Annotated in this window: 25 protein-coding genes; 15 read left to right on the top strand and 10 right to left on the bottom strand. The window is 55.8% G+C overall.

Annotated elements, in window-relative coordinates:
* Positions 1-13 precede the first annotated feature (13 nt).
* The 9 genes from QQX03_RS07780 to mazG all read left to right on the top strand — a co-directional run bounded on the left by QQX03_RS07780 (position 14) and on the right by mazG (position 8,044).
* Entirely contained in the window at positions 14-1,063 is a 1,050-nt protein-coding gene (locus QQX03_RS07780; protein ID WP_285975190.1) for a lytic murein transglycosylase, read from the top strand.
* 45 nt (positions 1,064-1,108) lie between these two features.
* A complete protein-coding gene (locus QQX03_RS07775; RefSeq protein ID WP_285975189.1) occupies positions 1,109-2,323 on the top strand; it encodes a D-alanyl-D-alanine carboxypeptidase family protein in 1,215 nt (404 codons plus the stop codon).
* Complete coding sequence (gene tmk / locus QQX03_RS07770; RefSeq protein ID WP_285975188.1) at positions 2,320-2,952, top strand: dTMP kinase; 633 nt, start codon at positions 2,320-2,322, stop codon at positions 2,950-2,952. Before QQX03_RS07775 ends, tmk begins: the two co-directional genes overlap by 4 nt.
* Before the next feature lie 5 nt (positions 2,953-2,957).
* A complete protein-coding gene (locus tag QQX03_RS07765) occupies positions 2,958-3,896 on the top strand; it encodes a DNA polymerase III delta subunit-related protein (RefSeq protein WP_285975187.1) in 939 nt (312 codons plus the stop codon).
* Entirely contained in the window at positions 3,889-5,460 is a 1,572-nt protein-coding gene (gene metG, locus QQX03_RS07760) for a methionine--tRNA ligase (RefSeq protein ID WP_285975186.1), read from the top strand. Before QQX03_RS07765 ends, metG begins: the two co-directional genes overlap by 8 nt.
* Positions 5,460-6,236: a TatD family hydrolase gene (locus QQX03_RS07755; RefSeq protein ID WP_285975185.1), complete on the top strand. Its 777-nt coding sequence runs from the start codon at positions 5,460-5,462 to the stop codon at positions 6,234-6,236. The genes metG and QQX03_RS07755 overlap by 1 nt, the downstream gene beginning before the upstream one ends.
* Complete coding sequence (locus QQX03_RS07750; protein WP_285975184.1) at positions 6,233-7,000, top strand: MBL fold metallo-hydrolase; 768 nt, start codon at positions 6,233-6,235, stop codon at positions 6,998-7,000. Before QQX03_RS07755 ends, QQX03_RS07750 begins: the two co-directional genes overlap by 4 nt.
* The gene (locus tag QQX03_RS07745; protein ID WP_285975183.1) at positions 6,997-7,173 is read left to right on the top strand and encodes a hypothetical protein; all 177 of its coding nucleotides are present in this window, start codon (positions 6,997-6,999) and stop codon (positions 7,171-7,173) included. The genes QQX03_RS07750 and QQX03_RS07745 overlap by 4 nt, the downstream gene beginning before the upstream one ends.
* A gap of 121 nt (positions 7,174-7,294) precedes the next feature.
* Positions 7,295-8,044 carry a nucleoside triphosphate pyrophosphohydrolase gene (mazG, locus tag QQX03_RS07740; RefSeq protein WP_285975182.1) on the top strand — a complete coding sequence of 250 codons (750 nt, stop codon included), beginning with the start codon at positions 7,295-7,297 and terminating at the stop codon, positions 8,042-8,044.
* Here mazG and hflX read toward each other — a convergent pair.
* The 7 genes from hflX to dusB form a co-directional block, all read right to left on the bottom strand.
* A complete protein-coding gene (hflX, locus tag QQX03_RS07735) occupies positions 8,039-9,343 on the bottom strand; it encodes a GTPase HflX (protein WP_285975181.1) in 1,305 nt (434 codons plus the stop codon). The two genes, mazG and hflX, sit on opposite strands and share 6 nt — an antisense overlap.
* Before the next feature lie 14 nt (positions 9,344-9,357).
* A complete protein-coding gene (gene hfq, locus QQX03_RS07730; RefSeq protein WP_285975180.1) occupies positions 9,358-9,897 on the bottom strand; it encodes an RNA chaperone Hfq in 540 nt (179 codons plus the stop codon).
* A 156-nt stretch (positions 9,898-10,053) separates the two neighbouring features.
* Positions 10,054-11,448 (bottom strand): nitrogen assimilation response regulator NtrX, encoded by a 1,395-nt coding sequence (gene ntrX / locus QQX03_RS07725; RefSeq protein ID WP_285975179.1) that lies wholly within the window; start codon positions 11,446-11,448, stop codon positions 10,054-10,056.
* A gap of 17 nt (positions 11,449-11,465) precedes the next feature.
* Positions 11,466-13,691, bottom strand: a complete 2,226-nt coding sequence (locus QQX03_RS07720) for a sensor histidine kinase (protein WP_285975178.1) — start codon at positions 13,689-13,691, stop codon at positions 11,466-11,468.
* Between the two features lie 59 nt (positions 13,692-13,750).
* Positions 13,751-15,163 carry a sigma 54-interacting transcriptional regulator gene (locus tag QQX03_RS07715; RefSeq protein WP_285975177.1) on the bottom strand — a complete coding sequence of 471 codons (1,413 nt, stop codon included), beginning with the start codon at positions 15,161-15,163 and terminating at the stop codon, positions 13,751-13,753.
* The gene (locus QQX03_RS07710) at positions 15,160-16,257 is read right to left on the bottom strand and encodes a two-component system sensor histidine kinase NtrB (RefSeq protein ID WP_285975176.1); all 1,098 of its coding nucleotides are present in this window, start codon (positions 16,255-16,257) and stop codon (positions 15,160-15,162) included. Before QQX03_RS07710 ends, QQX03_RS07715 begins: the two co-directional genes overlap by 4 nt.
* Positions 16,258-16,266: 9 nt before the next feature.
* The gene (gene dusB, locus QQX03_RS07705) at positions 16,267-17,283 is read right to left on the bottom strand and encodes a tRNA dihydrouridine synthase DusB (RefSeq protein WP_285975175.1); all 1,017 of its coding nucleotides are present in this window, start codon (positions 17,281-17,283) and stop codon (positions 16,267-16,269) included.
* A gap of 93 nt (positions 17,284-17,376) precedes the next feature.
* On the opposite strand from dusB, the gene QQX03_RS07700 reads away from it, so the two are divergent.
* Entirely contained in the window at positions 17,377-18,528 is a 1,152-nt protein-coding gene (locus tag QQX03_RS07700; protein ID WP_285975174.1) for a bifunctional 2-C-methyl-D-erythritol 4-phosphate cytidylyltransferase/2-C-methyl-D-erythritol 2,4-cyclodiphosphate synthase, read from the top strand.
* Positions 18,525-19,046: a CinA family protein gene (locus tag QQX03_RS07695; protein ID WP_285975173.1), complete on the top strand. Its 522-nt coding sequence runs from the start codon at positions 18,525-18,527 to the stop codon at positions 19,044-19,046. The genes QQX03_RS07700 and QQX03_RS07695 overlap by 4 nt, the downstream gene beginning before the upstream one ends.
* On the opposite strand, the gene QQX03_RS07690 is transcribed toward QQX03_RS07695, so the two are convergent.
* Complete coding sequence (locus QQX03_RS07690; protein ID WP_285975172.1) at positions 19,007-19,468, bottom strand: type II toxin-antitoxin system RatA family toxin; 462 nt, start codon at positions 19,466-19,468, stop codon at positions 19,007-19,009. The genes QQX03_RS07695 and QQX03_RS07690 overlap by 40 nt on opposite strands.
* A complete protein-coding gene (gene lipA / locus QQX03_RS07685; protein WP_432762817.1) occupies positions 19,468-20,433 on the bottom strand; it encodes a lipoyl synthase in 966 nt (321 codons plus the stop codon). The genes QQX03_RS07690 and lipA overlap by 1 nt, the downstream gene beginning before the upstream one ends.
* Positions 20,434-20,501: 68 nt before the next feature.
* Here lipA and QQX03_RS07680 point away from each other — a divergent pair, with 68 nt between their 5' ends.
* Genes QQX03_RS07680 through QQX03_RS07665 form a run of 4 tightly spaced genes read left to right on the top strand, consistent with a single transcriptional unit; the run spans position 20,502 to position 23,234 of the window.
* Positions 20,502-21,491: a sodium-dependent bicarbonate transport family permease gene (locus QQX03_RS07680; protein WP_285975170.1), complete on the top strand. Its 990-nt coding sequence runs from the start codon at positions 20,502-20,504 to the stop codon at positions 21,489-21,491.
* Positions 21,488-21,796 (top strand): P-II family nitrogen regulator, encoded by a 309-nt coding sequence (locus QQX03_RS07675; RefSeq protein ID WP_285975169.1) that lies wholly within the window; start codon positions 21,488-21,490, stop codon positions 21,794-21,796. The genes QQX03_RS07680 and QQX03_RS07675 overlap by 4 nt, the downstream gene beginning before the upstream one ends.
* Positions 21,797-21,820: 24 nt before the next feature.
* A complete protein-coding gene (locus QQX03_RS07670) occupies positions 21,821-22,462 on the top strand; it encodes a carbonic anhydrase (RefSeq protein WP_285975168.1) in 642 nt (213 codons plus the stop codon).
* A gap of 52 nt (positions 22,463-22,514) precedes the next feature.
* Positions 22,515-23,234: an NYN domain-containing protein gene (locus QQX03_RS07665; protein WP_285975167.1), complete on the top strand. Its 720-nt coding sequence runs from the start codon at positions 22,515-22,517 to the stop codon at positions 23,232-23,234.
* 73 nt (positions 23,235-23,307) lie between these two features.
* Here QQX03_RS07665 and QQX03_RS07660 read toward each other — a convergent pair whose 3' ends face one another.
* Positions 23,308-24,684 (bottom strand): hypothetical protein, encoded by a 1,377-nt coding sequence (locus QQX03_RS07660; protein WP_285975166.1) that lies wholly within the window; start codon positions 24,682-24,684, stop codon positions 23,308-23,310.
* Between the last annotated feature and the right edge of the window lie 220 nt (positions 24,685-24,904).

Here is a 24,904-nt window from a genome sequence, read left to right as displayed (position 1 = left end):
CAATGTGATTGCTATGACATTGAAACCATTTCTCTTTGCCGCATCGGCCATGGCTCTGTCCGTATTCGCTAGTCCAGCTATCGCTCAGGATTCGACGAACGCTGCGCAAGAACTTGGTGACATTTCCTTTGATGCCTATCTGCAACTGCTGATCGCGCGCGCCCGTGCCGAAGGTGTGAGCGAGAGCACGCTTGACCGGATGACTTCGGGGCTGACCCCCAACAGCCGAGTTATCCAGTTGGATCGCGGTCAACCGGGCAGGCCGACAAGCCGGGGTTATCCTGCGCTTCAGCCTTACATCAACACACATGTAAACAGCGTCCGTATCAGGGGAGGGCGCAATGTCTTTGCTGAAAACCGCTCAGCGTTGATGGCGACTGAAGCCGCATATGGTGTTCCCGCGGAGATAATTGTCGCAATTTTCGGCCATGAGACGAGCTATGGCCGCATTCCTGGCAGCTTCGATCTCGCGCGATCGCTAGCAACGCTCGCTTGGGAAGGGCGTAGGCGCGAGCTTTTCGCAAATGAATTCATTGCCTTGATGAAAGTTGCTGACAAAGGATATTCACGTCAGCAGCTGGTAGGCAGTTATGCCGGGGCTTTCGGCAATCCGCAGTTCCTGCCGAGCGTTTACCTTCGCTTGGCCGAAGACGGCGACGGGGATGGCCGCGCGAATATATTCACCAATCGCGCAGATACATTCGCGTCTATCGGCAACTATCTGAAGTATGCCGGATGGCGTGAGGGGCAGCCTTGGGGTGTGTTGGTGCGTGTTCCTGAAGGATTCGATGTCGATGCGCTGAAAACGAAGATCGTCTCTCCCGTTTGTTCGCGGGTTCACGAACGTCACAGCGAATGGAAGACAGTCGCTGAATGGCGTGCGTTGGGCGTCTATCCACAAAGGTCGCTGGGTGACGACGTGCTTGCCTCGCTTTTCCAACCCGATGGGCCGGGGACACGTGCTTGGCTACTAACCAGCAATTACCGCGCGATCCTCGAGTACAATTGCTCGAATTATTACGCGATGAGCGTGGGCCTTCTCGCAGACGAGATCGCTCGTTAACCGAACCAAAGTTCGAAGGGGATTGCGGCGCAGAGGCGCTCGCGTGTGCTGCTGACCATCGCTATAGACCGACGCAAGGTCATGGAGTTGGCGTTGCGCATCCTTAGCAAAACAAAGATCGGTTTAGCGGCAGCTCTGCTTGTGCTGTGCAATCCGGTTGTATCCGCGGCTAGTCCGGCTCCTCCAACCAATGTGGAAGACGTGCCGATCATCTTGCTGGTTGATTTGTCCAGTGGACAAATCCTGTTCCAACGCAATCCGGATCGCAGGTTTGTTCCGGCTTCAATCACAAAGGTGATGACCGCTTATCAGGCTTTCGAACTACTCGAAGCTGGCAAGCTTCAATTGGATCAGTCGTTTCCATTTACCCGTTCGTCCTTTGGACAGCGGGGCGGCGAAGGCTCTACCATGTTCCTCAATGCTGGCGAGGACACCCGCGTCTCTGACCTTTTGCTCGGGATTACCACAGTATCCGCCAATGACGCCTCGATTGTGTTGGCAGAAGGCGCGGCGGGCTCTGTCCAGGGTTGGCTCGAGCAAATGAATGCGACTGCGCAGCGGCTTGGCATGCGCAACAGCCGTTTTGGAACGCCCAATGGATGGCCTGACGAAGGCCGAACATTCACAACGGCGCGCGATCTGATCACACTTGGCACGGCCTTGGTTACCGATCACCCGGATCAGTATCGCGCTTTCTTCGGGCATCGCTCGCTGACATATCGCGGCATCACACAGTCCAATCACGAGCCACTGACTGGCCGAGTGGCTGGCGGTGACGGGATTAAAACAGGCTTCACCAATGAAGCTGGCTTCGGAGTTCTCGGTTCTGCCGAACGAGAAGGCAGGCGACTGATGGTGGTTGTAGCGGGTGCCGTTACGAACTCAGAGAGGGCACGCGCAGCGCGGGGCCTTATCGAATGGGGGTTCTCTGCATTTGAAAGCCGCCGCCTGTTTGCTGCCGGCGAGACTGTCGGAGTCATTCGGGTGCAAGGCGGCTCCAAGAGATCGGTGGCGCTCGTCAGCCCAAGAGCGATTGCAGCCGCCTTGCCGCAAGGAACAGAAAGTCCCGACATCACAGCGCGGATCATTTATGACGGACCGGTTCGCGCACCCATCGCGGCCGGAGAACAAATAGCCGAGTTTGAAATTTCGATAGACGGGGCGGAGCCATCACGCGTTCCACTCTATGCGTCCGAAGCGATTGGTCCGGCCGGCCCCCTTGCTCGAATGATCAATGGCGTTATCGGTTGGTTTACATGACACGCGGGAAATTCATTGCATTGGAAGGTGGCGAGGGGGCTGGAAAATCCACGCAAGCGCGCATGCTGGTCAGTGCGCTGGCCGAACGCGGTATCCATGCCGATTTGACGCGTGAACCCGGGGGTACACCCGGAGCGGAAGCTATCCGCAACCTGCTGCTTGATCCTCCGGGTGAGGGGTGGGGTGCCGAAGCAGAAGCGCTGCTGTTCGCCGCTGCCCGCGCAGATCATGTCGCGCGGCGGATTGTTCCAGCATTGGATCGCGGTGACTGGGTTATCTCCGACCGTTTTGTTGATTCAAGTCGCGCCTATCAAGGCGGCGCCGGCCAGCTGGGCGATAAAGCTGTGGTTGCACTTCACGCGATTGGCAGCGGCGGGCTGCGGCCTGATCTCACAATCCTGCTGGAAGCCAAAGAAGATCATGTCGCCGCACGTCTTGCACAGCGGGATGGTGACAACTCAGATGCCATCGGTGGCCGTGATATCACCTATCACCGCGCCGTGGCTGAGGCTTTTCGCCGCTACGCAAGCGAGGACCCTAAGGGTTTCGCAGTGATCGACGCAGGTGGCACTCCAGAAGAGGTGCACGCGCGCATCATGTCTGCAATTTCGTTGCTGCCGGAAAGCTGAACCGCATGGATTGGCCCAACCACACTGCCGCACGGCGTGAATGGCGCGAAGCTGCTGCAGGCGCGCGAATGCATCATGGCTGGATCCTGGCGGGCAAGGCCGGGCTGGGTAAGCATGACTTCGCGCTACAGGCAGCACGCGAGCTTGTGTCGGAGGAAGCCGTTCCTCAACCGATCGGTGAGCACCCCGATATTCATATGCTCACTTATGGTCCAAAGGACGACAAGGCTGCGCGGGCGGCGGCAGAGGGTAAGGATTACGAGCGGGCAAGGTCGATAAGGATAGGGCAGATCCGCGCCATGCAGCAGCGTTTGAACACGCGGCCAAGTGTCGGATCGCGCCGCGTGATCATCATCAATCCGGCGGATGATATGGAGCGGCCAGCCTCAAACGCGCTCCTCAAAAGCCTTGAGGAGCCGCCGCAAGGCACGTTTTTCTTGCTCGTCACCCATCGCGCCTCAGGCCTGCTACCCACGATCCGTTCGCGCTGCCGTATCCTGCGCTTTCCGGATATGGATGATGAAACCATTGCCCGGCACCTGGGCGCAGGGTCAAATGCAGCGATAGCATTGGCTGGCGGTTCACTGGGCGCGGCCCGGAAGTTCATGGAAATGAAGCTGGAGCCGATCGCAAAAGTAATGCAGCAATTAGCGGCGCAAGGGGACCCCACTTTGGCATTGCGCGCCCAACTGATCTCGGAGATTGGTGCGCGGCCAAGCCGCGAACGCATTCAGTCGATCCTTGATCTGGCCCGGACAACTCTGGCGCAGTCGATAGCAGATGCACCGGCTGACAAACGCCTTGGAATCATTGATGCGCATGCCGCCTTGGTCGATCTGGCAGCCAAGGCACCAACCTACAATTTCGACATTGGCTTGCTGGTCGGTGAAATAGCCAGCTTGCTTGCCAACGCGGGGGGCGCTAGCGAGCCGATCCATGGCTGAACCATTCTACATCACCACTGCGATCAACTATCCAAACGGCCGTCCGCATATCGGGCATGCTTACGAGGGTATCGCGACAGACGTTATGGCGCGTTTCCAACGCTTGATGGGCCGCGACGTGCGATTTGTTACCGGAACGGACGAGCACGGCCTCAAGATGGATCAGACTGCGCGCAATTTGGGCCGCAAAACGATCGATCTGGCAGACGAGATGTCGGGCCACTTCCGCGACATGGCGGACAAGCTCAACCTCTCTTACGACGAATTCGTCCGTACGACCGAGCAGCGCCACCACGCGGCCAGCATAGAATTGTGGAAGCGGATGGAGGCCAATGGTGACCTTTATCTCGATCGCTACGAAGGCTGGTATTCGGTGCGCGACGAGGCTTTTTATGACGAGAGCGAGCTGGTCGATGGGGAGGGCGATGAAAAGCTCTCTCCGCAAGGAACGCCCGTTGAATGGACCGCAGAGGAAACCTGGTTCTTCCGCCTCTCGAACTATCAGGACAAGCTCCTCGCTCTCTATCGCGACAATCCCGATTTCATCCGCCCGGAGAGCCGCAGAAATGAAGTGATGCGGTTTGTTGAGGGCGGCCTCAAGGATCTGAGCGTGTCACGTACCAGTTTTGACTGGGGGGTGCCTGTGCCAGGCAGCGAAGGCCACGTCATGTATGTCTGGGTAGATGCCCTGACGACCTATATGACGGGCGTTGGCTTTCCCGATGCGAACGGCGAGATGTTCCAGCGCTATTGGCCGGCGAACATCCACATGATCGGCAAGGATATTGTCCGTTTCCACACGGTCTATTGGCCAGCATTCCTGATGAGCGCGAACCTGCCCTTGCCAAAGCAGGTCTTCGGGCATGGCTTCCTGCTGGCTCGCGGCGGCGAGAAAATGAGCAAGAGCGCGGGCAATGTCGTCGACCCAATGGAACTTGCCGATACATATGGCGTCGATCAATTGCGCTATTTCTTCATGCGCGAAATCGCATTCGGGCAGGATGGCAGCTATTCTGCCGAGGCAATTGTGCAGCGGGCCAATGGCGAGTTGGGGAATGCTTTCGGAAATCTTGCACAACGTACACTCGGCTTCATTGCCAAGAACCTCGATGGATATCTGCCCGCTATTCATGGTCATACCGAATCAGATGCCGAACTTTTCGAAACTGTCGATCGAGCTATCTCGTCTGAAATACCCGACGCATTCAGCAGCCTTGCCTTTCAACAGGGCGTTGAGGTGTGGCTAAGGGCGGCGTTCGCCTGCAATGGCTACATCGACGCCGAGGCCCCCTGGGCACTGCGAAAGACAGACCCTGAACGGATGGAGACCGTTCTTGCAACGCTTTACATCTGTATCGCGCAGCTGGCGGTCGCCATAGAGCCTGTGATCCCGGGCAGCAGCGCCACATTGCTCGATACTATGGGGATTCCTACTGAAAACCGATCTTATGACGGCATTCGCGACCATTGGTATTCGGCTCTTGCCGAAAGTGGTTTCCAGATTGAAGCGCCCAAACCACTGTTCCCACGCCTTGAACTTCGCGAGGAAGAAAGCGCCGCCTGATGCTGGTCGATAGCCATTGCCATCTGGAATACAAAGGGTTGGTCGAGGATCAGGCAGGCGTCCTCACGCGTGCCCGCGAAGCCGGGGTAGGGCAGTTCCTCAACATTTCGACCCGTCGCAGCGAATGGGATCAGGTTGTAGCCACAGCGACACGTGAACCGGACGTCTGGGCCAGCGTGGGCATTCACCCACACGAAGCTGACCAGCATGCCGATTTGGGCCGTGACGTCCTGCTCGAAGCCACCGAAAACCCACGCGTAATTGCCATTGGCGAGACCGGGCTCGATTACTATTACGACCATTCGGACCGCGAAACGCAGCGGGACCTGTTCCGAATGCATATCGGTGTATCGCGCGAAACTGGCCTTCCGCTGATCATCCACACGCGCGATGCCGAGGATGACACATTAGAAATTCTTGAAGACGAGCTGGGGAAGGGGGCATTCCCTGCCCTCATCCATTGCTTCACAGCATCGCAAGCTTTCGGGAACCGCGTGCTGGAGCTGGGCCTCACTATCTCTTTGTCAGGGATTGTGACCTTCAAGAACGCCAATGAACTGCAGGAAATCGCGAGAGAAATTCCCCGAAATCGTTTGCTGGTGGAAACCGACAGTCCGTTTCTGGCACCGGTTCCGCATCGCGGGAAACCATGCGAGCCTGCATACGTCGCCAATACTGCGCAATTCGTGGCTGGCCTGCGCGGTGATGATGTCAGTGAACTATCTGATTATACGACAGAAAACTTCAAAATATTGTTCAGCAAGGCTGTGTTTTGAAGCTGATAGTCCTCGGTTCGGGCACGTCGACCGGTGTACCACGGGTCGGAAATGACTGGGGAGATTGCGACCCCAACGAACCCAGAAACCGGCGCTCGAGGGTGTCGATTGCGATCGAGAGTAATGAGGGCAAGCGTATATTAGTCGATACGTCGACGGATCTTCGCCAGCAGTTGCTCGACAACAATATTGACCGGTTGGATGGCGTTTTCTGGACGCATGATCACGCGGATCATTGCCATGGGATCGACGATCTGCGCGTGCTGAGATACGACCGTGGAGGTCCGATTCCAGGCTTTGCTTCCAAAGATACTGCTTATCGGCTCCGCCAGCGTTTCGGATACATTTTTGCTGGTCAACATGGTTATCCGACCATCGCGACGCTAGAGACGCTTGATAGGCTGAGAATGCATGCCGGATTTGGTGTGGAATGGTGTCAGATGCCGCATGGTCCCGGTGAAACGACCGGTTATCGTTTCGATGCCGATGGCAAAAGTATCGCTTATTCGACTGATTATTCAGAGATAACTGACGACATGATCGAACTGTATGAAGGCGTGGATATTCTCGTAAGCGACTGTTTGAAACGGGAACCACATCCGACGCATGCCAATCTGGCGCTGGCTATGGAGTTGGCCGAACGTGCAAACGTGGGCAAGCTGGTTTTGAGCCATTTGGACAAGACGATGGATTACGCCACATTAGAGGCCGAGACGCCTGATCATGTTATTGTTGGATATGACGGTTTGGAGATAACTGCATGAGCGAGATTCAGATTGTCCAAATCATCAGTTTGGTGGGTTTTCTTATCCTGGCCGGCAGCGCTCTGGCGTCCTTTAGGCTTAGTTGGTCGAAGGCGTTGCGTATGGCGTTGATTTGGGGTGCTATTTTCTGCGCGGTGGCGTTGTTCTTCAGCATTATCGAGTTTCGTCAGTAGGGATGCCTGTATGAGCATTAGACTATAGTATTTAACATAATATATATTATCATTCTCATATAGAAGGCAGACCAGAACCGCCCCAATGTCAAAACAACAGAAAATTCCGGAAACAGATCAAATGGAACGTTTGCTCGGCATCATGGCGAAACTCCGTGATCCGCAAACCGGATGTGAATGGGATCTCGCGCAAACATTTTCAACCATCGCACCATACACAATCGAAGAAGCATACGAAGTGGCGGATGCCATCGAACGCAGCGATCACGCGGATCTACAAGATGAACTCGGCGATCTCTTGTTCCAAGTCGTGTTTCACGCCCGCATGGCCGAAGAAGCCGGATACTTCGACTTCGGCGGCGTAGCCCAATCAATCTCTGACAAGATGGAGGCACGTCATCCCCACATCTTCGGAGATGAAACCGGCACCATGGGTGAAGCCCGCTGGGAAACGATCAAGGCAGCGGAACGCGATACCAAAGGTGCGACCAGTGCACTGGACGGCGTCGCGAAAGCGCTTCCGGCGTTAATGCGCGCCCAGAAACTACAAAAACGCGCCGCCAGAACCGGTTTTGACTGGCCAGACACCGCAGGCCCGACCGCTAAACTTCATGAAGAAATAGAGGAACTTAAAACAGCTAATTCAGATAGAGAAAAGACCGAAGAAGCAGGAGATTTCCTTTTTGCGGCGGTAAACCTGGTTCGTGCCCACGGCATTGATGCTGAGGAGGCATTGCGCGCCGCAAATACAAAATTCGAACGCCGCTTTCGGGACATGGAAACACTCGGCGAAGGGAAATTCGCGGATTTGAACCTCGATGAACAAGAAGCGCTTTGGCAAAGAGTCAAGGCGGCTGAGAAACGCTCATAACTGTTCAAATTGGCCGAGTTGCTTGGGATTCAACCTGACGCTGAGCCTGCGTAGCGGCCCTTGCTCCCCTTCCCCGGCTTCCTCGTCTGTCAAAATCTCTCCATGCGCGTGCAGCCATGCAATGCGTTTTCCGTCGCTGGCGGGCAGTTCAACACTCAGAACGCGCGCTTCTCGCGTCAGCATTACGCTGACCTTTTCGAGCAAAGCATCGACATCCTCGCCAGTAAGCGCAGAAAGAACGAGCGCATTGTCCTGAGTTTCTGCCATTATGCGTAGCTCCTCGGCGCGTTCGGGCTCTACCAGATCGACCTTGTTCCAGGCCTCCAGGATCGGGATGTTGGACACATAGCCCTCGCCTTCTACTACGCCAAGATCCGCCAAAACGGATAGTACTTGCTTCTTTTGCGCTTCGTTGGACGGGTTCGACATGTCCCGGACATGCAGGATGATGTCCGCGCCAGTTACTTCTTCCAAAGTCGCTCGAAATGCCGCCACCAATTGCGTAGGCAGATCCGAGATGAATCCGACCGTATCGGACAGAATGGCTTTCTCGACGCCTGGCAGCGCAATTGCGCGCATGGTGGGGTCCAAAGTCGCAAACAGCAGGTCTTCTGCCATCACTTCAGCACCGGTCAGGCGGTTGAACAGCGTCGATTTCCCGGCATTTGTATAACCAACCAGCGCGATAACCGGCCATGGCGCTCTACCCCGTCGCTCACGGTGGAGCGCGCGGGTCTTGCGAACCTGTTCAAGTTCTCTGCGCAAGCGCGCCATGCGCTGGCGGATCATTCGGCGATCGGCTTCGATCTGTGTTTCACCCGGGCCACCGAGGAAGCCAAAACCGCCGCGCTGACGCTCCAAGTGCGTCCAGCTGCGGACAAGCCGGCTTTGTTGATAATCCAGATGAGCCAGTTCGACTTGCAAGCGCCCCTCTGCAGTCGCGGCGCGCTCTCCGAATATCTCGAGGATCAAGCCGGTACGGTCAATGACCTTGCGCTTTAGCTTCTCTTCAAGATTGCGTTGCTGGATAGGTGATAGCGCACCATCTGCAATCACCAATTCGGCTTCATGCAATTCGCAATCGGTCCTGATCTGCTCTACCTGACCTGAACCGAACAGAGTGTTGGGCCGAACCGTGCGAACCGGAACAATGCGCGCATCGGCGATTACCACGCCAATGGCCAAAGCCAATCCGCATGCTTCTTCGAGCCGCTCGGCATTGTCGATGACATAAGCCTGCCCCCGGATATCCGGGCACAAAACCAGCGCTCGCGCGCCGCGCGTTACTTCATCGAGCAAATTTTCGTCGAAACTCAGTCTTCCTCGCCTTCCCAATCACCGCTCAAGTCAACATGACTCGCGGGTTGGATCGTTGACACAGCGTGTTTGTACGCAAGTTGCACAAAGCCATCGCGCTCAAGCAGAACACAGAAAAGATCGTAGGATGCAATCTGTCCCTGCAGCATTACGCCATTCACCAAGAACATCGTGACTTCAACTTCGCTCTCGCTGACGCAAGAGAGGAACACGTCCTGCAAAAGGCGCTGTTTTCCGTTGTCCAGCTGGCTTGTGAACTGCTCGGCCTCAATTGGTTGGCCGGGCATGATCGTGCTGATCGCATGCTTGTAGACCAGTTGAGATTGGCCATCGCGCCGCAGCAACAGCGAGAAATTATCGAACCAGGTGACAATACCCTGCAGTTTCACGCCCTTGACCAGAAAGATGGTCACAGGCGTCTTGTTGCGGCGCATGAGATTGAGGAAAGCGTCCTGAAGCTTCGCTTGCTTGCCACTAGACTGCGGAGCAGCTGGAGCGGAACTAGGGCGGGCAGAGAGGGTTCGCCCATCAGACATCGTTGTGTCTCCTATGAGTATGTTGGCGGCCACCTTTATGGTCCGCGATATTGTTTTGTTCTGACCGGTATTCGTTAAATTGCCGGCATATCCATACCATGACGTGATAGCCGCCAAGCTGCAACGATGTTTTTAGAATGAATAGGAAATCAGAGCCTAATCATGCTCGTCCTTCGCTTTCTTGCCGGTCATCCCCAACAGCTTGAGTTTGCGGTGCAAAGCTGATCGTTCCATGCCGATAAAGGTCGCTGTCTTGGAGATATTGCCGGAAAAGCGCCTGATCTGGACGGACAGATACTCGCGCTCAAAGCGCTCACGTGCCTCTCGCAGCGGAACACCCATTACGCCGCCCATCGATGGAATGTCGGTGTCGGTCGAACCCGCTCCGCCTGTGATTTCGGGTGGAAGCATTTCAGGCTCCACAACCTTCAATTCCTCGCGCGGCGTCATGATGATCGTTCTTTCGACCAGATTGCGCAACTCGCGCACGTTGCCGGGCCAGTCATAGGCTTGCAAGGCAGCCAGAGCCTTGTCTCCGATCTCTGGCGGGCGGAGACCTTGATCGTTGGCATAACGCGTGAAGAAATGTTCAGTCAGCGCGGGAATATCGTCGCGGCGCTCGGCCAAGGACGGTATTTCCACTGGAACAACATTTAGCCGGTAGAACAGGTCTTCCCGAAAACGTTTCTCTTCCATTTCTCCGGCCAAATCGCGCGAAGTCGAGGATACAACACGCACGTCCACACCGATCTGGCGATTGCCGCCGACCCGTACAAAACTTTGGTCAGTCAATACGCGGAGGATACGTGCCTGAGTCGAAAGAGGCATATCGGCCACTTCGTCAAGGTAGAGCGTTCCGCCATCGGCCAGCTCCAGCAGGCCGGGACGGACCAGTTTGCCGTCATTTTCCTCGCCGAATAACTCTTGTTCAAAACGTTCGGGCGTAATCCTCGCAGAGTTGACGATCACAAACGCATGCTCGGCGCGCCCGCTCCAGGTATGAAGAAGCCGGGCGGCAACCTCTTTGCCGGCACCTGCTGGGCCTGAAATCATAACTCGACTGCCAGTGTTGGCGACGCGCTTTAGAGTCGCACGAACAGCGTTGATAGCTGAAGAGTTACCTGTGAACTCTTCACCGCGAGAGAAGCCTTCGCGCAGTTGCGTGTTCTCGCGCCGAAGCCGCTCTGTCTCTGTCGCACGTTCGACAAGAAGCAGCAGGCGCTCTGCCTCGAATGGCTTCTCGATGAAGTCCATCGCACCGCGGCTTACAGCAGAGACAGCGGTATCGATATTCCCGTGGCCAGAGAAGATGATGACCGGCAGCTCCGGTTCGCGAACCTTGATCGCATCGAGCACTTCAAGCCCATCCATCTCACTGCCATGCAGCCAAACATCCAAAAGGACCAGGCTTGGACGACGTTCATCAACCGCCGCTAGCGCGCTGGCGCTATCGCCGGCCGTGCGGCATTCATAGCCTTCGTCGCACAATACGCCCGAGACCAGATCCCGGATATCTCGTTCGTCATCGACTACTAGGATTTCAAGCGCCATTCCGGCAATTTCCCTCTTCAGATGTTATCACTGTGCTGCCCCGCCCCGCTATCCATCGGGTCGCGTGCAAAGCGCAGGACCACGCGCGTGCCACCTTGCTTTCCGCTGGAAAAATTCATCTCTCCGCCGTGCTCGTCAACGATTTTGTTGACGATCGCGAGACCCAGACCGGTCCCCTTCTCACGGGTCGTCATATAGGGTTCGGTAATCCGGTCCCGCTCTTGCGGAAGGCCTACACCATTGTCCTCTACAGCGATCGTAACATGACCGAGATCATCCGACATTTCGACTGATATCTTGCCGCGAAAATCAGGTTCTTCATTGACAGCCCTAGCGCCGACCGCCTCAACCGCATTTTTGAGCACATTGGTCATGGCCTGACCGAACTGGTGGCGGTCGCAATTGAGATTTGGCGTCTCAAGATCATCAACCGAAAGAGCAAAGTCGACTTCGGGGTGCGCAACTTCCTGTAAGAAGAGGGCCTGGCGAAGCAGATCAAGCCCGTCTTCGTGCCGGAAAGTAGGCTTGGGCAAACGCGCGAACGAACTGAATTCATCAACCATTTTGCGCAGGTCACCGACCTGCCGCACGATGGTGTTGGTTAGCTCGTCAAATAGATCGCCGTCGCTTTCAATCTGCCTGCGATACCGGCGTTTGAGGCGTTCAGTCGCGAGTTGGATCGGCGTCAGTGGATTCTTGATCTCATGCGCGATGCGGCGCGCCACATCAGACCACGCCGCCTGGCGTTGATCGAGCAGCTGCCGGGTGATGTCTTCGAAAGTGATAACGTGGCCATCATTCTCCCGCGCAACTTTTACCGCGAGCGTGAGCAGTTCGCTGCCCTTGGAATGTGTCACAACACCGCTTGAAAGGCCCGCTTTGATCAACGAGCCAATCTGCGGAAGCAGTGCCTCTAGCTTGGTTCCCACTGGCGCTGCTTTTGCTGCATCCTGAAACAGCAATGTCTGAGCAGAGCCGTTCATAAGCAGTACTTCGCCCTTGGCGTCTATCGAAACAACACCCGCAGTAACAGAATCTAGGACCGCCTCCATAAAGGCGCGGCGTTCATCAAGCTGGGTGTTCGCTTCAACCAGCGCGGTGGTTTGCTTGTCCAATTGCTGCGTCATACGGTTAAAGGCGCGGTTGAGCATACCGATTTCATCTGCACCTGTGCGACCATCGACCCGCAGTGCGAAATTGCCCGCACCTACCTTGCGCGCGGCCACAACCAGATCCGTCAGTGGCTCAACTTGTCGGTCAGCAAAGCGCAGCGCGAACCATACAGCCAGACTGACCAAGGCCAGGCTGGCAATGAACAAAGCCAGATTGAAGCGCAGCTGCAGGGTTCTGGCTTCTGCGGTCAGCGCTTCAAAACTACTGGCGACGCTTTGTGCGTTTTCCCAATACCCGAATGAAACCTCTTCCGCGCTGCGGGCATTGTAGAGATATATGCCTGCAGCTCTATCGATCGGAGCAAAGGCTTCAATGCGTTCCGGGCTGCCACCAACCCAAACCAGTTCGCCCTGTTCGATAGTGGGAAGCGCAGCGTTTATCACATCGCTGGTGTCGTTATCTTGGGACAAGTTCAGCATTGCGGCGGTGCGAATGGAACCATCGTCCACCAATTGATAAATCGCACTTTCGGTCAGCTCGCGACCGGTTATCTGCAATGTATAGAAATCGATGAACTCTTCATCAGCGACAGATCCCTGCTGCAAATAGAAACGCACATCGCCAGCCATGGTGACTGTTTCTGCGGCGACCTGCCTTTGGTTCTGATCGTAATATCCCTGCGCCAACTCATTGGCGTTTTCCATCAAATTGCGTGGCTCGTCAGAGAACCAGAAATCGACCCCGGATTGAAACAAAAAGGCCGCGAAGCCAGCAACCAAGATCGTTGGCACAGCAGCGATCAGGGAGAACAGAAACACCAGGCGGACGTGCAAACGCGCTGTGCTGCCTGCCGCTCGCCGCAAGGCAAGTCGTCGACCCATTAGAACAATCAGCGCAATGGCAGGGATCAATGAAGCCACAAGCAGGAACGACACTTGCGCCGAAGGGAGCAATTCGCCGTCAACGGGATCGCGCGTATAGGCGAACCAGGTTCCCCACAGCGCCACAAACAGGGTTAGACCGCAACCGATCTCTAACCATACAATCAGGTTCGAGCGCTTGGTCGCGACAGTAAACTGCCGCCACCAGCGCGGCGACCGCCGCGATTGTGAACCTGCCTGCGCATCCATAGTTGCAACGATACAACTAGGTTGTTGCAATTATGCAAGCATTAAGTGTGGTATTTGCGTTAAAGCGGTCTGGTAAAGCGATCAGCGTTAATCGCCAGTTCTGATAACCGCTTTCGCAGAGTGTTGCGATTAATGCCAAGCAGCTTCGACGCTCGCAGTTGATTGCCCCCAGTCTGCGCGAGCGCATATTCCATCAAGGGCTTTTCGAAGGCGGCCAATGCGCTGTAATACAATGCTCCGGGCGCTGGATGGTTGTCCGCCAGCCACAATTGCAACGCACCTTCGAAATCGCGCTTGCGCTGTTCTGGTGCTCCCTCACCCTCCGGGCCCAATATCTCGTTTAGTCCATCAATGTCGACCACGTCTTCACGCGCCAAAAGCGCCAGGCGATACACAACATTGCGCAATTCGCGCACGTTCCCGCGCCAGCGCCGCAATGCCAAAATATCAAGCGCTTCTCTTGAAATCTGACGCCGCGGCAAACCATCTTCGGCCGCCTGACCAAAGAAATGCTGCGTCAGCACTTCGATATCTTCACGTCGTTCGCGCAAAGGTGGGAGCTCAATCGGCACGACGTTCAACCGGTAGAAGAGGTCTTCACGAAAACGACCTTCTGCAATCATGGGGGCCAGGTCGCGATTGGTCGCAGCAATGATGCGCACATCCACGGCAATTTCTTGACGCCCACCTACCCTGCGTATGCGGCCTGACTGCAGCGCGCGCAGAAGCCGCGTCTGGGCCTCTGCCGGCATGTCGCCGATCTCGTCCAGAAACAATGTTCCACCATTGGCCTGTTCGAACTTGCCGATGGTTTGTGCCACGGCCCCGGTGAATGCGCCCTTCTCATGACCGAAAAGCTCGCTTTCGATCAATTCTGAAGGGATAGCGGCGGTGTTTACGGCCACGAAAGGTCCAGACTTGCGAGCACCCAATTGGTGGATCGCCTCCGCAACCAGTTCCTTACCTGTCCCGGATTCGCCAGTAACCAGCACCGTCAAATCATTGCGCAGAACGCGCGTAATCATGCGGTAGACGCCTTGCATGGCCGGGCTGCGGCCCACCAAAGGCATTCCGTCGCCCTCTGAGACAGGCAGCGGCTCAGCCCCGGATCTCTGCCCGGCCGCCTGCCTGACAGCGCGAACCAGCTCGTCCAGATCGAACGGCTTGGGTAAATATTCAAAGGCGTCGTGCTCGCTGGCGCGCACAGCGGTATCCAGAGTATTCTGCGCGGATATGACAATTACCGGCATGTCAGGGTCGATCGCGCGTGCGGAGTCTAGCGAGGCAATGCCATCTCCGTCGCCAAGCATCACATCGGTCAACATCGTATCGAAACTGTGCTCCGACAGCAGGCGATCGCGCGCCGCAATGCTCTCGCAGTGATGTAGAACAAAGCCCTCATCTTCCAATGCCGCGGTGATCACGGTTGCGATGGAACGATCATCTTCCACCAGCAGAATCTTGCTGCTCAAGTTTGTTCTCCGTCACCAGCCAACGCCAGATGCATCCGGAAATGCGTCAAATCAAGCCTTGTATCCCGCTCGTGCGCGATGCGACCATGCATGTCGCGGACCAGCTTTCTTACTAACGCGAGGCCTAGCCCCTGCCCCGATTTCTTGGTCGTCACAAAGGGTTCAAAAACATGATCGCGCAGAGCCTCATCAATACCGGGACCGTTATCGGTAACGGTGATTTCAATCGGTAATTTGACCGCCTTGCCATCGTGGACAGCACTGAACGCAAATCCGCTTACAAACCGTGTACGAACAATCACCGCAGGATTGGCCTGTTCGCTCGCACGCAATGCATCACAGGCATTGCTGACCAGGTTCATGACAACTTGCTCCAACGCGTCACGATTTGCCAAAACCGGAGGCAAAGAAGGATCGAACTCTTCGGTGATCTCCACTCCCTCGGTTCCCGCAGCACGTACGGTGGCAAGCGCTGATCGAATAGCTTCGTGGAGATTGGTAGACGCCAGCTCTTCGCGGGTTGAGCCCCCCAATTGCTGCATCCGGTCGATGAGGCGGGCAATGCGATCGACTTCGTCCGTTATCACCTTGGCGAGACCTCGGTCCTTCGGCTCGAGCTTGCGGGACGCGAGCTGCGCTGCACCGCGAATTGCGGCCAGTGGATTGCGAATCTCATGCGCCAATATCGATGGAGCACCGGAACTTGCGACTTCTGCCTCGCGTTCGTTCGAACCATCATCACGCCCGGTGTCAGAAAGGGTCATGATCCGCCAGCCCGGATGAGATGCCAGTGGGGAAATGGTCAAATTGACCCTGCTCTCCTGATCATTCACGCGCAGACCCACATCGCGCGCAACCAATGGCGATTCAGGCTCGTTCAGATGCGCCAGAACGCGATCGTCAAGAATATCTATCTTGGACGCGACAGTTTTGCCTAGCAGCCTCTTCTCACTGCGGCTCAACAACATTTCCGCCGCATAGTTCAGTTCAGCAATCCGGCCCTCAGGATCGATCAGAACCGCGGCAAACACCAACCCCTCTATCTGAGCGGCCTTGTCCGGCTTTTCGCCAATGATGGTGCCGATTTCGTCCACGCCTGAGGCTTACGCCGCACGGCGATGCAGGAACGGCGTGTAAAAGCGTTCGATCTCGCCCAGCACCTGATCCGGATTGTCGATGAAATTCACGTGATTGCGAAACTCGGCAGAGCCATGCATCCCCTTTGTATACCAACCAAGATGCTTGCGCGCGATCTTGCTGCCGACATCGCGGCCATAATGCTCAAGCATGTCGTTATAGTGCTCGACCAGAGTCTCGTACTGCTCATCAAAGCTAGGGCTTTCCAGGCTTTCGCCGGTGTGCCACCATTGCATGACCTGCCCCAGCAACCAAGGTTTGCCATATGCCCCACGGCCGATCATCAAACCGTCCGCACCCGACTGTTCCAGCGCCTTTGCCGCATCTGCAATCGTGCAGATGTCGCCATTGACAATCACGGGAATGTTGACGGCATCCTTGACCTTGCGGATGAATGACCAATCTGCGCTGCCTTTGTACATCTGGTTGCGCGTTCGCCCGTGAACGGTGATCATCTTGACCCCGATATCCTCTGCAATGCGAGAAAGCTCGGGCGCGTTAAGGCTGGCATGATCCCAGCCCATCCGCATTTTCACAGTGACCGGGACATCGACCGCTTTCACAGTCGCTTCCATCAGCTTTATCGCGAGCGGAACCTCGCGCATCAGCGCGCTGCCGGCATAGCCATTCACAACCTTGCGCACTGGGCATCCGAAATTGATGTCGATGATCGCAGCGCCATTCCCTTCCTGAAGCTTGGCCGCTTCAGCCATGCTTTCGGGATCACAACCAACAAGCTGCATTGAAACGGGATCTTCGCTCTTGTCCCACTCAGCCTTCTGTATCGACTGGCGCGTTTCACGGATCGCAGCCTGGCTAGCGATCATTTCTGTTACATTGAGGCCAGAGCCATAGCGACGCACCAGTTTTCGGAACGGCAAATCGGTCACGCCCGTCATTGGCGCGAGCACAACAGGAGTGTCGATCGATACCGTGCCGATCTTGATCGGCGTCACAGCCGGTGGAGAGGGGAGCGAAGTCATCGTCTAATCATGTGCCTAAAATTTGGGCAGCGCATAGTGGATTGCGCTCTGCTCGTCCAGCCCCTAAGCGCGTGCACCGAGTCTGAGAGAAGCGTGACACAAGCCACTCCCCTTCCCCCTTTTGCTGCAATCGTAGTCGCGGCTGGTAAAGGCCTGCGCGCGGGCGGCGATGTTCCGAAACAATTTGCGCAATATCGCGGCAAGCCATTGGTACGCCATTCGGTAGAGGCTTTGGGCAAAGCCGGGGCTTCACCGCTGATTGTGGTGATCGGCGATGGACAAGAAAATGCCGCAAGGGCGGCCCTTCAGGGAATTGAAGGTTTAACTTTTGCAATCGGTGGCCTTACGCGCCAGGATTCGGTGCGAAACGGGCTCGAGGCATTGGCAACATCGGCTCCGGAGCAAGTACTGATCCACGATGCCGCTCGCGCTGATCTTCCCAACGCCGTGATCGAGCGCCTGCTTGGCAAACTTGTTGAGACTGCAGGTGCCATCCCGGTTCTGCCCGTCGTAGACAGTATTGCCGTGGCCGAGGGCGATGCAATGTCCGGCAAGGCAGACCGAGAGGATTTGCGCCGCGTTCAGACACCGCAGGCGTTCATCTATAAAGATATCCTCTCCGCACATCGCGCATGGAAAGACGCAACCGATGCTGGCGATGATGCACAAGTACTCATGGCCGCAGGCGGCCAAGTCGGCTTGGTTGATGGCGCTGAATGCCTCAAGAAAATCACATTTGCTGAGGATCTGATGTCAGACAAACCCCAAATAAGGGTCGGACAAGGCTTTGATGTTCACCGATTGGTCGAAGGCGAGGATCTTTGGCTGTGTGGCGTGCAAATCCCGCACAACAAGGGTCTGTCCGGTCATTCAGACGCCGATGTCGCGCTCCATTGCGTGGTCGATGCATTGCTCGGTGCGATTGGCGATGGCGATATCGGCACGCATTTCCCGCCAAGCGATCCGCAATGGAGGGGGGCACCCTCACCCTTGTTTGTGGAACATGCAGTGAAACTGGTCGATCAGGCCGGATACCGGATCGGCAATGTCGACCTCACTTTGATTTGCGAAGAGCCCAAGATTGGCCCGCATCGGGACTCGATGCGCGCAAGACTTGTGGAGCTGCTACGAATTGATGCATCGCAAGTGAGCGTTAAGGCGACTACAACCGAACGTCTGGGCTTTACAGGTCGCGGCGAAGGTATAGCAGCGCAAGCGATGGTGAGCCTCCAGAGAGAGATATGACCGAAAATACGCAAACAGACCACGGCAGCTTGCTGCCCGCTGATATCGATGCGCTCGCTCGCCGCGTAATAGAAGAGAATGCTGCCGCCGGGCGCAAGATCGCTTTGGCAGAGAGCTGCACGGGCGGATTGGTTGCGGCCGCGCTTACCGAGATTCCTGGCTCGTCCGCCGTGCTTGATCGTGGCTTTGTGACCTATTCGAATGAAGCCAAGATGGAATCGCTGGGTGTCGCACTCGACATCATCGAAACATTCGGCGCGGTCTCGATCGCGTGCGTTTGGGCGATGGCGAACGGTGCACTTCACAAGAGCAATGCAGATGTTGCCGTAGCCATAAGCGGGGTTGCCGGCCCCGGAGGCGGAACCAAGCTGAAACCGGTTGGCACTGTCGTTTTTGCACGGGCCACGCGGGACAGCGAGGCAAAGCCGGAAGGCGAGCTAAAGCATTTTGCGGATATGAACAGAGCAGAGGTACGCCATCAAGCCACGCTTTGCGCGCTTGAGCTCTTGCTCCCGTAAACCTCTGCCGCGCGCGCCTCGAAGGCGGCTACCATCTTGTGAAATGCACGGTCGAAGTACTGCCCTGCAATCCGTTCAAACATCCGGTTCTTGAATGTGAATTCGACCTTGAAGTCGATCTCACATCCGCCTTCTGGATGCGATCTGAATATCCATGTATTGTCTAGATCGCGCAGCGGACCATCGACATAGTGCACATCGATCTCACGCGGACGATCCTTCGCCACGCGAGATGTGAACTTTTCCCTCAGTGACTTGAACCCGACAACCATATCGGCGACCATCTCGGTATCGCTGTCAGATCTTACGCGTGTCGCGATGACCCATGGGAGAAATTCGGCATAGCGCCCCACATCCGCCACCAGATCGAACATCTGTTCGGCGGAGTAAGGTAGCCTTCGGGTTTCTCGTATTCCGGGCATCAGGCCTTTGCGCGAGCTTCCGCCTTAGCCAGCTTTTCAGCCCGCGCCGCCTTCATCACTGCGAAATCATCGCCCGCGTGATAGCTTGAACGCGTCAACGGGCTCGATGCGACTTGCAGGAAGCCCTTTGCGCGCGCGATCGAGCCGTAAGCCTTGAATGAGTCAGGCGTGATAAAATCCTCGACATTGGCATGCTTCGGCGTTGGCTGGAGATATTGGCCCATCGTCATGAAATCGATTTCCGCGCTACGCATGTCGTCCATCACCTGATGCACTTCAAGCCGCTGCTCACCCAGTCCCAACATGATGCCAGACTTGGTGAAAATCATTGGATCGTGGCGTTTGACTTCTTCCAGAAGGCGCAAGGATGCATAGTAACGCGCACCCGGGCGGATCGTAGGGTAAAGCCGCGGGACCGTTTCGAGGTTGTGGTTGTAAACATCTGGTCCTGCTTCACAAATGGCCTCAACCGCGGGCCGCATTTTACCGCGGAAGTCTGGCGTCAGGATCTCGATTGTTGTGTTGGGAGTCTCACGGCGGAGCGCATTGATCACCTTCACAAACTGCCCCGCGCCGCCATCCGGCAAATCGTCGCGATCCACACTGGTGATGACAATGTGTTCCAGGCCCATCTTGCCTGCCGCTATCGCAACATTGTCGGGCTCCAATGGGTCGACCATGCGCGGCATGCCGGTCTTCACGTTGCAGAACGCGCAAGCACGCGTGCACACATCGCCCAGGATCATCACCGTGGCGTGCTTCTTCGTCCAGCACTCGCCGATGTTCGGGCAGGCAGCTTCTTCGCACACCGTATTGAGGTTCAAGTCGCGCATCAGTTTGCGCGTCACATTATAGCCCTTGCTGACGGGAGCTTTTACGCGAATCCAGTCGGGCTTGCGCTGCCGTGCGGGACGCGGCGTTTCATCTTTCGGCGGAACAAATGCAAGGTCGTTCATGCGCGCCATGTAGGATAAGGCTGGACACCGCGCAATGGGCACTTGCCGACATTAGTATGCATAGCTAACGCAGGACCATGGACGCTACGACGCTCGCTACATTCACCTCTCCGGTTGTCTTGTTTTTCGTGCTCGGCGTATTCGCCGCCTTTGTCCGCTCGGACCTGGCTATTCCGGAAGCCATCGCAAAGGGCATGTCGCTCTATTTGATGGCGGCGATTGGCCTCAAGGGCGGTGTTGCTGTCGCCAATTCCGGGATCGATGGAACCGTTCTGGCCGCTTTGGGCACCGGCATCGCGGCAGGCTTCATTCTGCCCTTTTTTGCCTATTTCGTGCTGAAAACCTTCGGAAAGCTGGATCAGATCAACTCGGGTGCGGTCGCGGCCCACTATGGTTCGATTAGTGTCGTCACCTTTGTAACGGCGGTCGAAATCCTGACCGGGCAGGCACGAGAGCCTGGCGGATTTATGGTAGCTGTCATGGCCGCGATGGAAGCTCCCGCAATCCTGTCAGGCCTGATGCTCGCCCGCGGTCTTGGGAAAAACGAGACAGGCGGGCAGTCAACCGGCGAAATGCTGCACGAGGTATTCACCAACTCGTCGATCATGCTGTTGCTGGGTGCATTCGTCATCGGGATGATTGCCGGCCCCACCGGTTTTGCAGATGTCAGCCCGTTCTTCGAGGCAGGTTTCAAAGGTATTCTCTGCCTGTTCCTGCTCGATATGGGTTTGATCGCCGCCCGTCGCATGATGGATTCGCGCGCAATTACTTGGCGGCTCGGCTTGATCGCAATCTTCCTGCCGTTGGTAAACGGTGCTGTCGGAACAATTCTTGGCGTGGCCATCGGGCTTGATGCTGGATCTGCCGCGGCGCTTGGTGTTTTGTGCGCCAGCGCCAGCTACATTGCAGTTCCGGCTGCTATGCGCCTTGCATTGCCAGAGGCTGATCCGGGTATCTATCTGACTATGTCGCTCAGTATCACGTTTCCGTTCAACGTCCTGATCAACATCGGTCTGATCAGCACACTTGCCGCCTATCTCACTGGAAGCGGAGGGATCATGCCATGATCGAAACAGTCACCCGCAAACGGATTGAAATCCTTGCTGACAAGGCGCTGCTAAAACGTGTCACCGCAGCTATCGAGCGCGCAGAGATTACCGGCTGGACCGTCACGCCCGTGGATTCCGGCAAAGGACGTGACGGTCATTGGCGTGAGGAACGCGTGATGGGTACAGACAAAGTGTTTGTCCTCACCATCGCCCCCGAAGACAAGGCGATGAAACTTGCGGAAGAAATCGCACCGATATTGACCTCTCACGGGTTTCTTTTCAGCATGTGGGACGTCGAAGTGATCAGAGGCGAACGCTTCTAATCCCCTTGGGAGGGGGAATGACCAATGCCTGAATATGCTGAACTGCTGCGAGGCTATAAGCGCTTTCGCGCAGACGGATACCCACGTCAGAAAGCTCGCTATGACGAGCTGGTACGCGAGGGCCAGAGCCCCAAACTCATGATTATCAGCTGTTCAGATAGCCGCGTTGATCCAGCCCAGATTTTTGACGTCGATCCGGGCGAGATTTTCGTCGTGCGCAATGTTGCGGCCCTGGTCCCGCCATTTGAGACCACTCCCGGTTATCACGGCGTATCTGCTGCAATCGAATTTGCGGTCCAGATGCTGGAGGTCAGGCAAATTGTCGTGATGGGGCATGGACGCTGCGGCGGATGCCAGGCCGCGCTCACACAAAGCATGAAGGCCAAAGATCCGGGCAAAGGCGGGTTTGTGGCAAACTGGGTCAGCCTCCTCGACGAAGCAAGCCAGACAGTATCGTCCAAGCATGGCACCACCGGTCGCAAGGCAGAACTTGCGATGGAGTTTGCTGCCATTCGACAAAGCCTCACTAATTTGCGCAGCTTTCCATGGCTCGCAGACAAGGAAAAGATCGGCAAGCTCAAGCTGCGCGGCGCCCATTTCTCGATCAAGGAAGGTGTGCTGTATTCACTTGATGAGGACACCGGCGAGTTTCTGCCAGAAGACTAAATCGAACGGAGTAATCGCTTGCCCCCGGCGTGCCCTGCCCCCATGTCAGTGCATGTCAAAACCCGTAAATATCGCTCAGCTGATTGACGCAGACAACACCACTCCGGAACGAATCGATCCTGCCCTGACGGTAATGGCCGAGTTGGTCCAAGTGAACATTTGGCACGCCTACGGCGATTTCCCTAAGAACAATCTCGCAAAATGGGACAAGATCACCAATAAATTCGGTATTTGCCCGCAGCAACAATTTAATGTTTGCAAAGGCAAGAATGCCACCGATATGGCGATAACCATTGATGCAATCGATCTGCTTTATCAGGGCAAGGTTGATGGCTTCGGCATCATGACTGCGGACAGCGATTTCGCACCGCTGGTCACGCGGCTGCGTCAGGACGGGATCCTGGCTCACGGCTTTGGAAAGGCCAAAACCCAACAGGTTTTCAAGAGCGTGTACACGCGCTTCATCGAATTCATGAAACTGATTACGAACTATAAATCTGAAGTTGCTGCCCAGGACAAAGACGGCAATTTTTTAGGTTCAGAAGGTCTCGACACCAAGTTGATGGAACTGATCACGGCTGTTTACTCCGATGCCGAAGGCGACGAAAAGGGCTACGCCAATCTCTCACATCTCGGACAGATTGCGGGCAACCGTTCGAGCTTCGATGTCCGAAATCACGGCTTCAAAAGCGTTAATGAGATGTTTGATGCATTGGACAATTTCAAAGTCGAACGCCGCGAGAACCATGTTTATTTGAAGCGACGACGCTAAAGCCGTTGCAAGCAAAAAACGGCGCAGCTTTCGCTTAGAAACTGCGCCGCTCGAAATGCACATTTCATTTGGCTTAACTGGTTTGGGCTTCCGGTTCTGCTACCGCAGGCACTTCCGGCTCGCTTACAGTTGCCACCGCTGCCGCCTTTTGAGTCGTGTAGGCCGTCCAAAGCCTTGCGATGGGCAAGCGATTGCCGCCAACCTGAGCAAACGACTCCATCGCCGCGTCGAACTTGCCTTGCTCTAGCTGACTAATACCAAGTCGGGTCAGAATTTCATTCTTGTCAGCGCCTGGCATCGTGGATGCCTTGGTGTAGAACACCTCTGCCTTTGTGTATTCGTTGTAGCTCAGGAACGCGTCACCCGCGGCAACAACTGTGCGCACGCCAGCGCCAGAAACACCAGCATCACGCTCTAGAGAAGGAAGCTCTGCTTCATCGGCCGCAATCCGGTTCTTCGCTGTGCCTAGTGCGTCAGAGAGGTAAATGTCATCTCGGCTGACAATCCCCGAAGCGTATCCCTGTTCGATGACGCGTCTAACCTCATTCGGCAGACGGCGCGCATCGGCGGCTTCCACATAGTCGATGTATTCATACTTCTCTTTCAACGCGCCGACGCGGTGGGAAAGACGCATCAGATCGAGCATTTGACCGCTGTCGTAAGTGTTTAGGTTACGGACAATGTTAATTGCGTCGCGCCAATTGGTTTCACTTGGATAGGCCGCAATCCAGATCGAAGCGAAATCATAAACTTGCGGAACGACTTCATTGTTGTAGGCCACACTCAATCCGCGACGGTACCATGCCTCATCAACGCTTTGACCGGCAGCCTTGCGGCTCTCGATGGCAGTCGCAAGATAGTTGAGCCCCTCTGCTATACGGCTCTCGGAAATAAAACTTTCTGCCATCGCGATCTGCATGTCAGAAACAGAGACAGAATCCGTGTTGAAATTGGCAACGATTGCCGCCTGAAGATAGGCTCGCGCTCCGGGATGGTCCCCTGCAGCATTCGATAATTGATACGCGATGAAGTTGAAGCGACCGATATTCTCAGTTGGAACCTTTCCACTTTGCAGCATCAAGCCCATGCCCTGCAGCTGAAGGGCCTGCTCCCTGGTTTGCACGCCAGCGTTATAAATCAGGCCGCCCAGTGCATTCTTCTCGTCGCCAGACTGCGCGAGCGCAATAATCGCGGGAAACTGTCCAACAACCGTCGCCGCAGAGCCATCGTTGGCATTCACTGCATTCTGCAGCGGCGTGAACGCTTCGATGAATTCCTTTGAATATTCAGCTCTTGGTTCTTTGTCTTTCTTCTTGCGGTCACGCTGCGCATGCGCCGGATCTGAAATAACTCCGCTCAGCATCACAGCCCCGGTAAGCAGCGCCACTGCCAAAACGATTGACGACCCCGGCTTCTTGCGAGCGCGCAAAGGTGACACAAAAAGACGCATGAAATTTACTCCTGAAACAAATAAAATACCGCGGATTCCCCGCGTGTAAAATACAACAAGCAGAACCCAATGGCGTGGTCTGGCCTATTTTGCAATTTTTCCTATGCAAGCCGTGCTGAACGAGCTTTGAATGATGTTAAAAGCAAGCGTTTTGGAATTTGCACAAGAGCACCGCCCTATGTGTGGAAAAAGCTTTCTTTATACCGCATTTGTTGCCCCA

This window comes from Altererythrobacter rubellus (genome assembly GCF_030284385.1).
In the GTDB taxonomy this organism is placed as follows: Bacteria; Pseudomonadota; Alphaproteobacteria; order Sphingomonadales; family Sphingomonadaceae; genus Erythrobacter; species Erythrobacter rubellus.
Note: the sequence above shows the minus strand (reverse complement) of the source record. Positions and strands in the feature narration are given on the sequence as shown.

Excerpts from the sequence above, each read along its gene's own strand:
- QQX03_RS07780 (WP_285975190.1), top strand. The coding sequence starts at position 14 with ATGACATTGAAACCATTTCTCTTTGCCGCATCGGCCATGGCTCTGTCC.
- tmk (WP_285975188.1), top strand. The coding sequence starts at position 2,320 with ATGACACGCGGGAAATTCATTGCATTGGAAGGTGGCGAGGGGGCTGGA.
- QQX03_RS07765 (WP_285975187.1), top strand. The coding sequence starts at position 2,958 with ATGGATTGGCCCAACCACACTGCCGCACGGCGTGAATGGCGCGAAGCT.
- metG (WP_285975186.1), top strand. The coding sequence starts at position 3,889 with ATGGCTGAACCATTCTACATCACCACTGCGATCAACTATCCAAACGGC.
- QQX03_RS07755 (WP_285975185.1), top strand. The coding sequence starts at position 5,460 with ATGCTGGTCGATAGCCATTGCCATCTGGAATACAAAGGGTTGGTCGAG.
- QQX03_RS07745 (WP_285975183.1), top strand. The coding sequence starts at position 6,997 with ATGAGCGAGATTCAGATTGTCCAAATCATCAGTTTGGTGGGTTTTCTT.
- mazG (WP_285975182.1), top strand. The coding sequence starts at position 7,295 with ATGGAACGTTTGCTCGGCATCATGGCGAAACTCCGTGATCCGCAAACC.
- hfq (WP_285975180.1), bottom strand. The coding sequence starts at position 9,897 with ATGTCTGATGGGCGAACCCTCTCTGCCCGCCCTAGTTCCGCTCCAGCT.
- ntrX (WP_285975179.1), bottom strand. The coding sequence starts at position 11,448 with ATGGCGCTTGAAATCCTAGTAGTCGATGACGAACGAGATATCCGGGAT.
- QQX03_RS07720 (WP_285975178.1), bottom strand. The coding sequence starts at position 13,691 with ATGGATGCGCAGGCAGGTTCACAATCGCGGCGGTCGCCGCGCTGGTGG.
- dusB (WP_285975175.1), bottom strand. The coding sequence starts at position 17,283 with ATGACTTCGCTCCCCTCTCCACCGGCTGTGACGCCGATCAAGATCGGC.
- QQX03_RS07695 (WP_285975173.1), top strand. The coding sequence starts at position 18,525 with ATGACCGAAAATACGCAAACAGACCACGGCAGCTTGCTGCCCGCTGAT.
- QQX03_RS07690 (WP_285975172.1), bottom strand. The coding sequence starts at position 19,468 with ATGCCCGGAATACGAGAAACCCGAAGGCTACCTTACTCCGCCGAACAG.
- lipA (WP_432762817.1), bottom strand. The coding sequence starts at position 20,433 with ATGGCGCGCATGAACGACCTTGCATTTGTTCCGCCGAAAGATGAAACG.
- QQX03_RS07680 (WP_285975170.1), top strand. The coding sequence starts at position 20,502 with ATGGACGCTACGACGCTCGCTACATTCACCTCTCCGGTTGTCTTGTTT.
- QQX03_RS07675 (WP_285975169.1), top strand. The coding sequence starts at position 21,488 with ATGATCGAAACAGTCACCCGCAAACGGATTGAAATCCTTGCTGACAAG.
- QQX03_RS07670 (WP_285975168.1), top strand. The coding sequence starts at position 21,821 with ATGCCTGAATATGCTGAACTGCTGCGAGGCTATAAGCGCTTTCGCGCA.
- QQX03_RS07665 (WP_285975167.1), top strand. The coding sequence starts at position 22,515 with ATGTCAAAACCCGTAAATATCGCTCAGCTGATTGACGCAGACAACACC.
- QQX03_RS07660 (WP_285975166.1), bottom strand. The coding sequence starts at position 24,684 with ATGCGTCTTTTTGTGTCACCTTTGCGCGCTCGCAAGAAGCCGGGGTCG.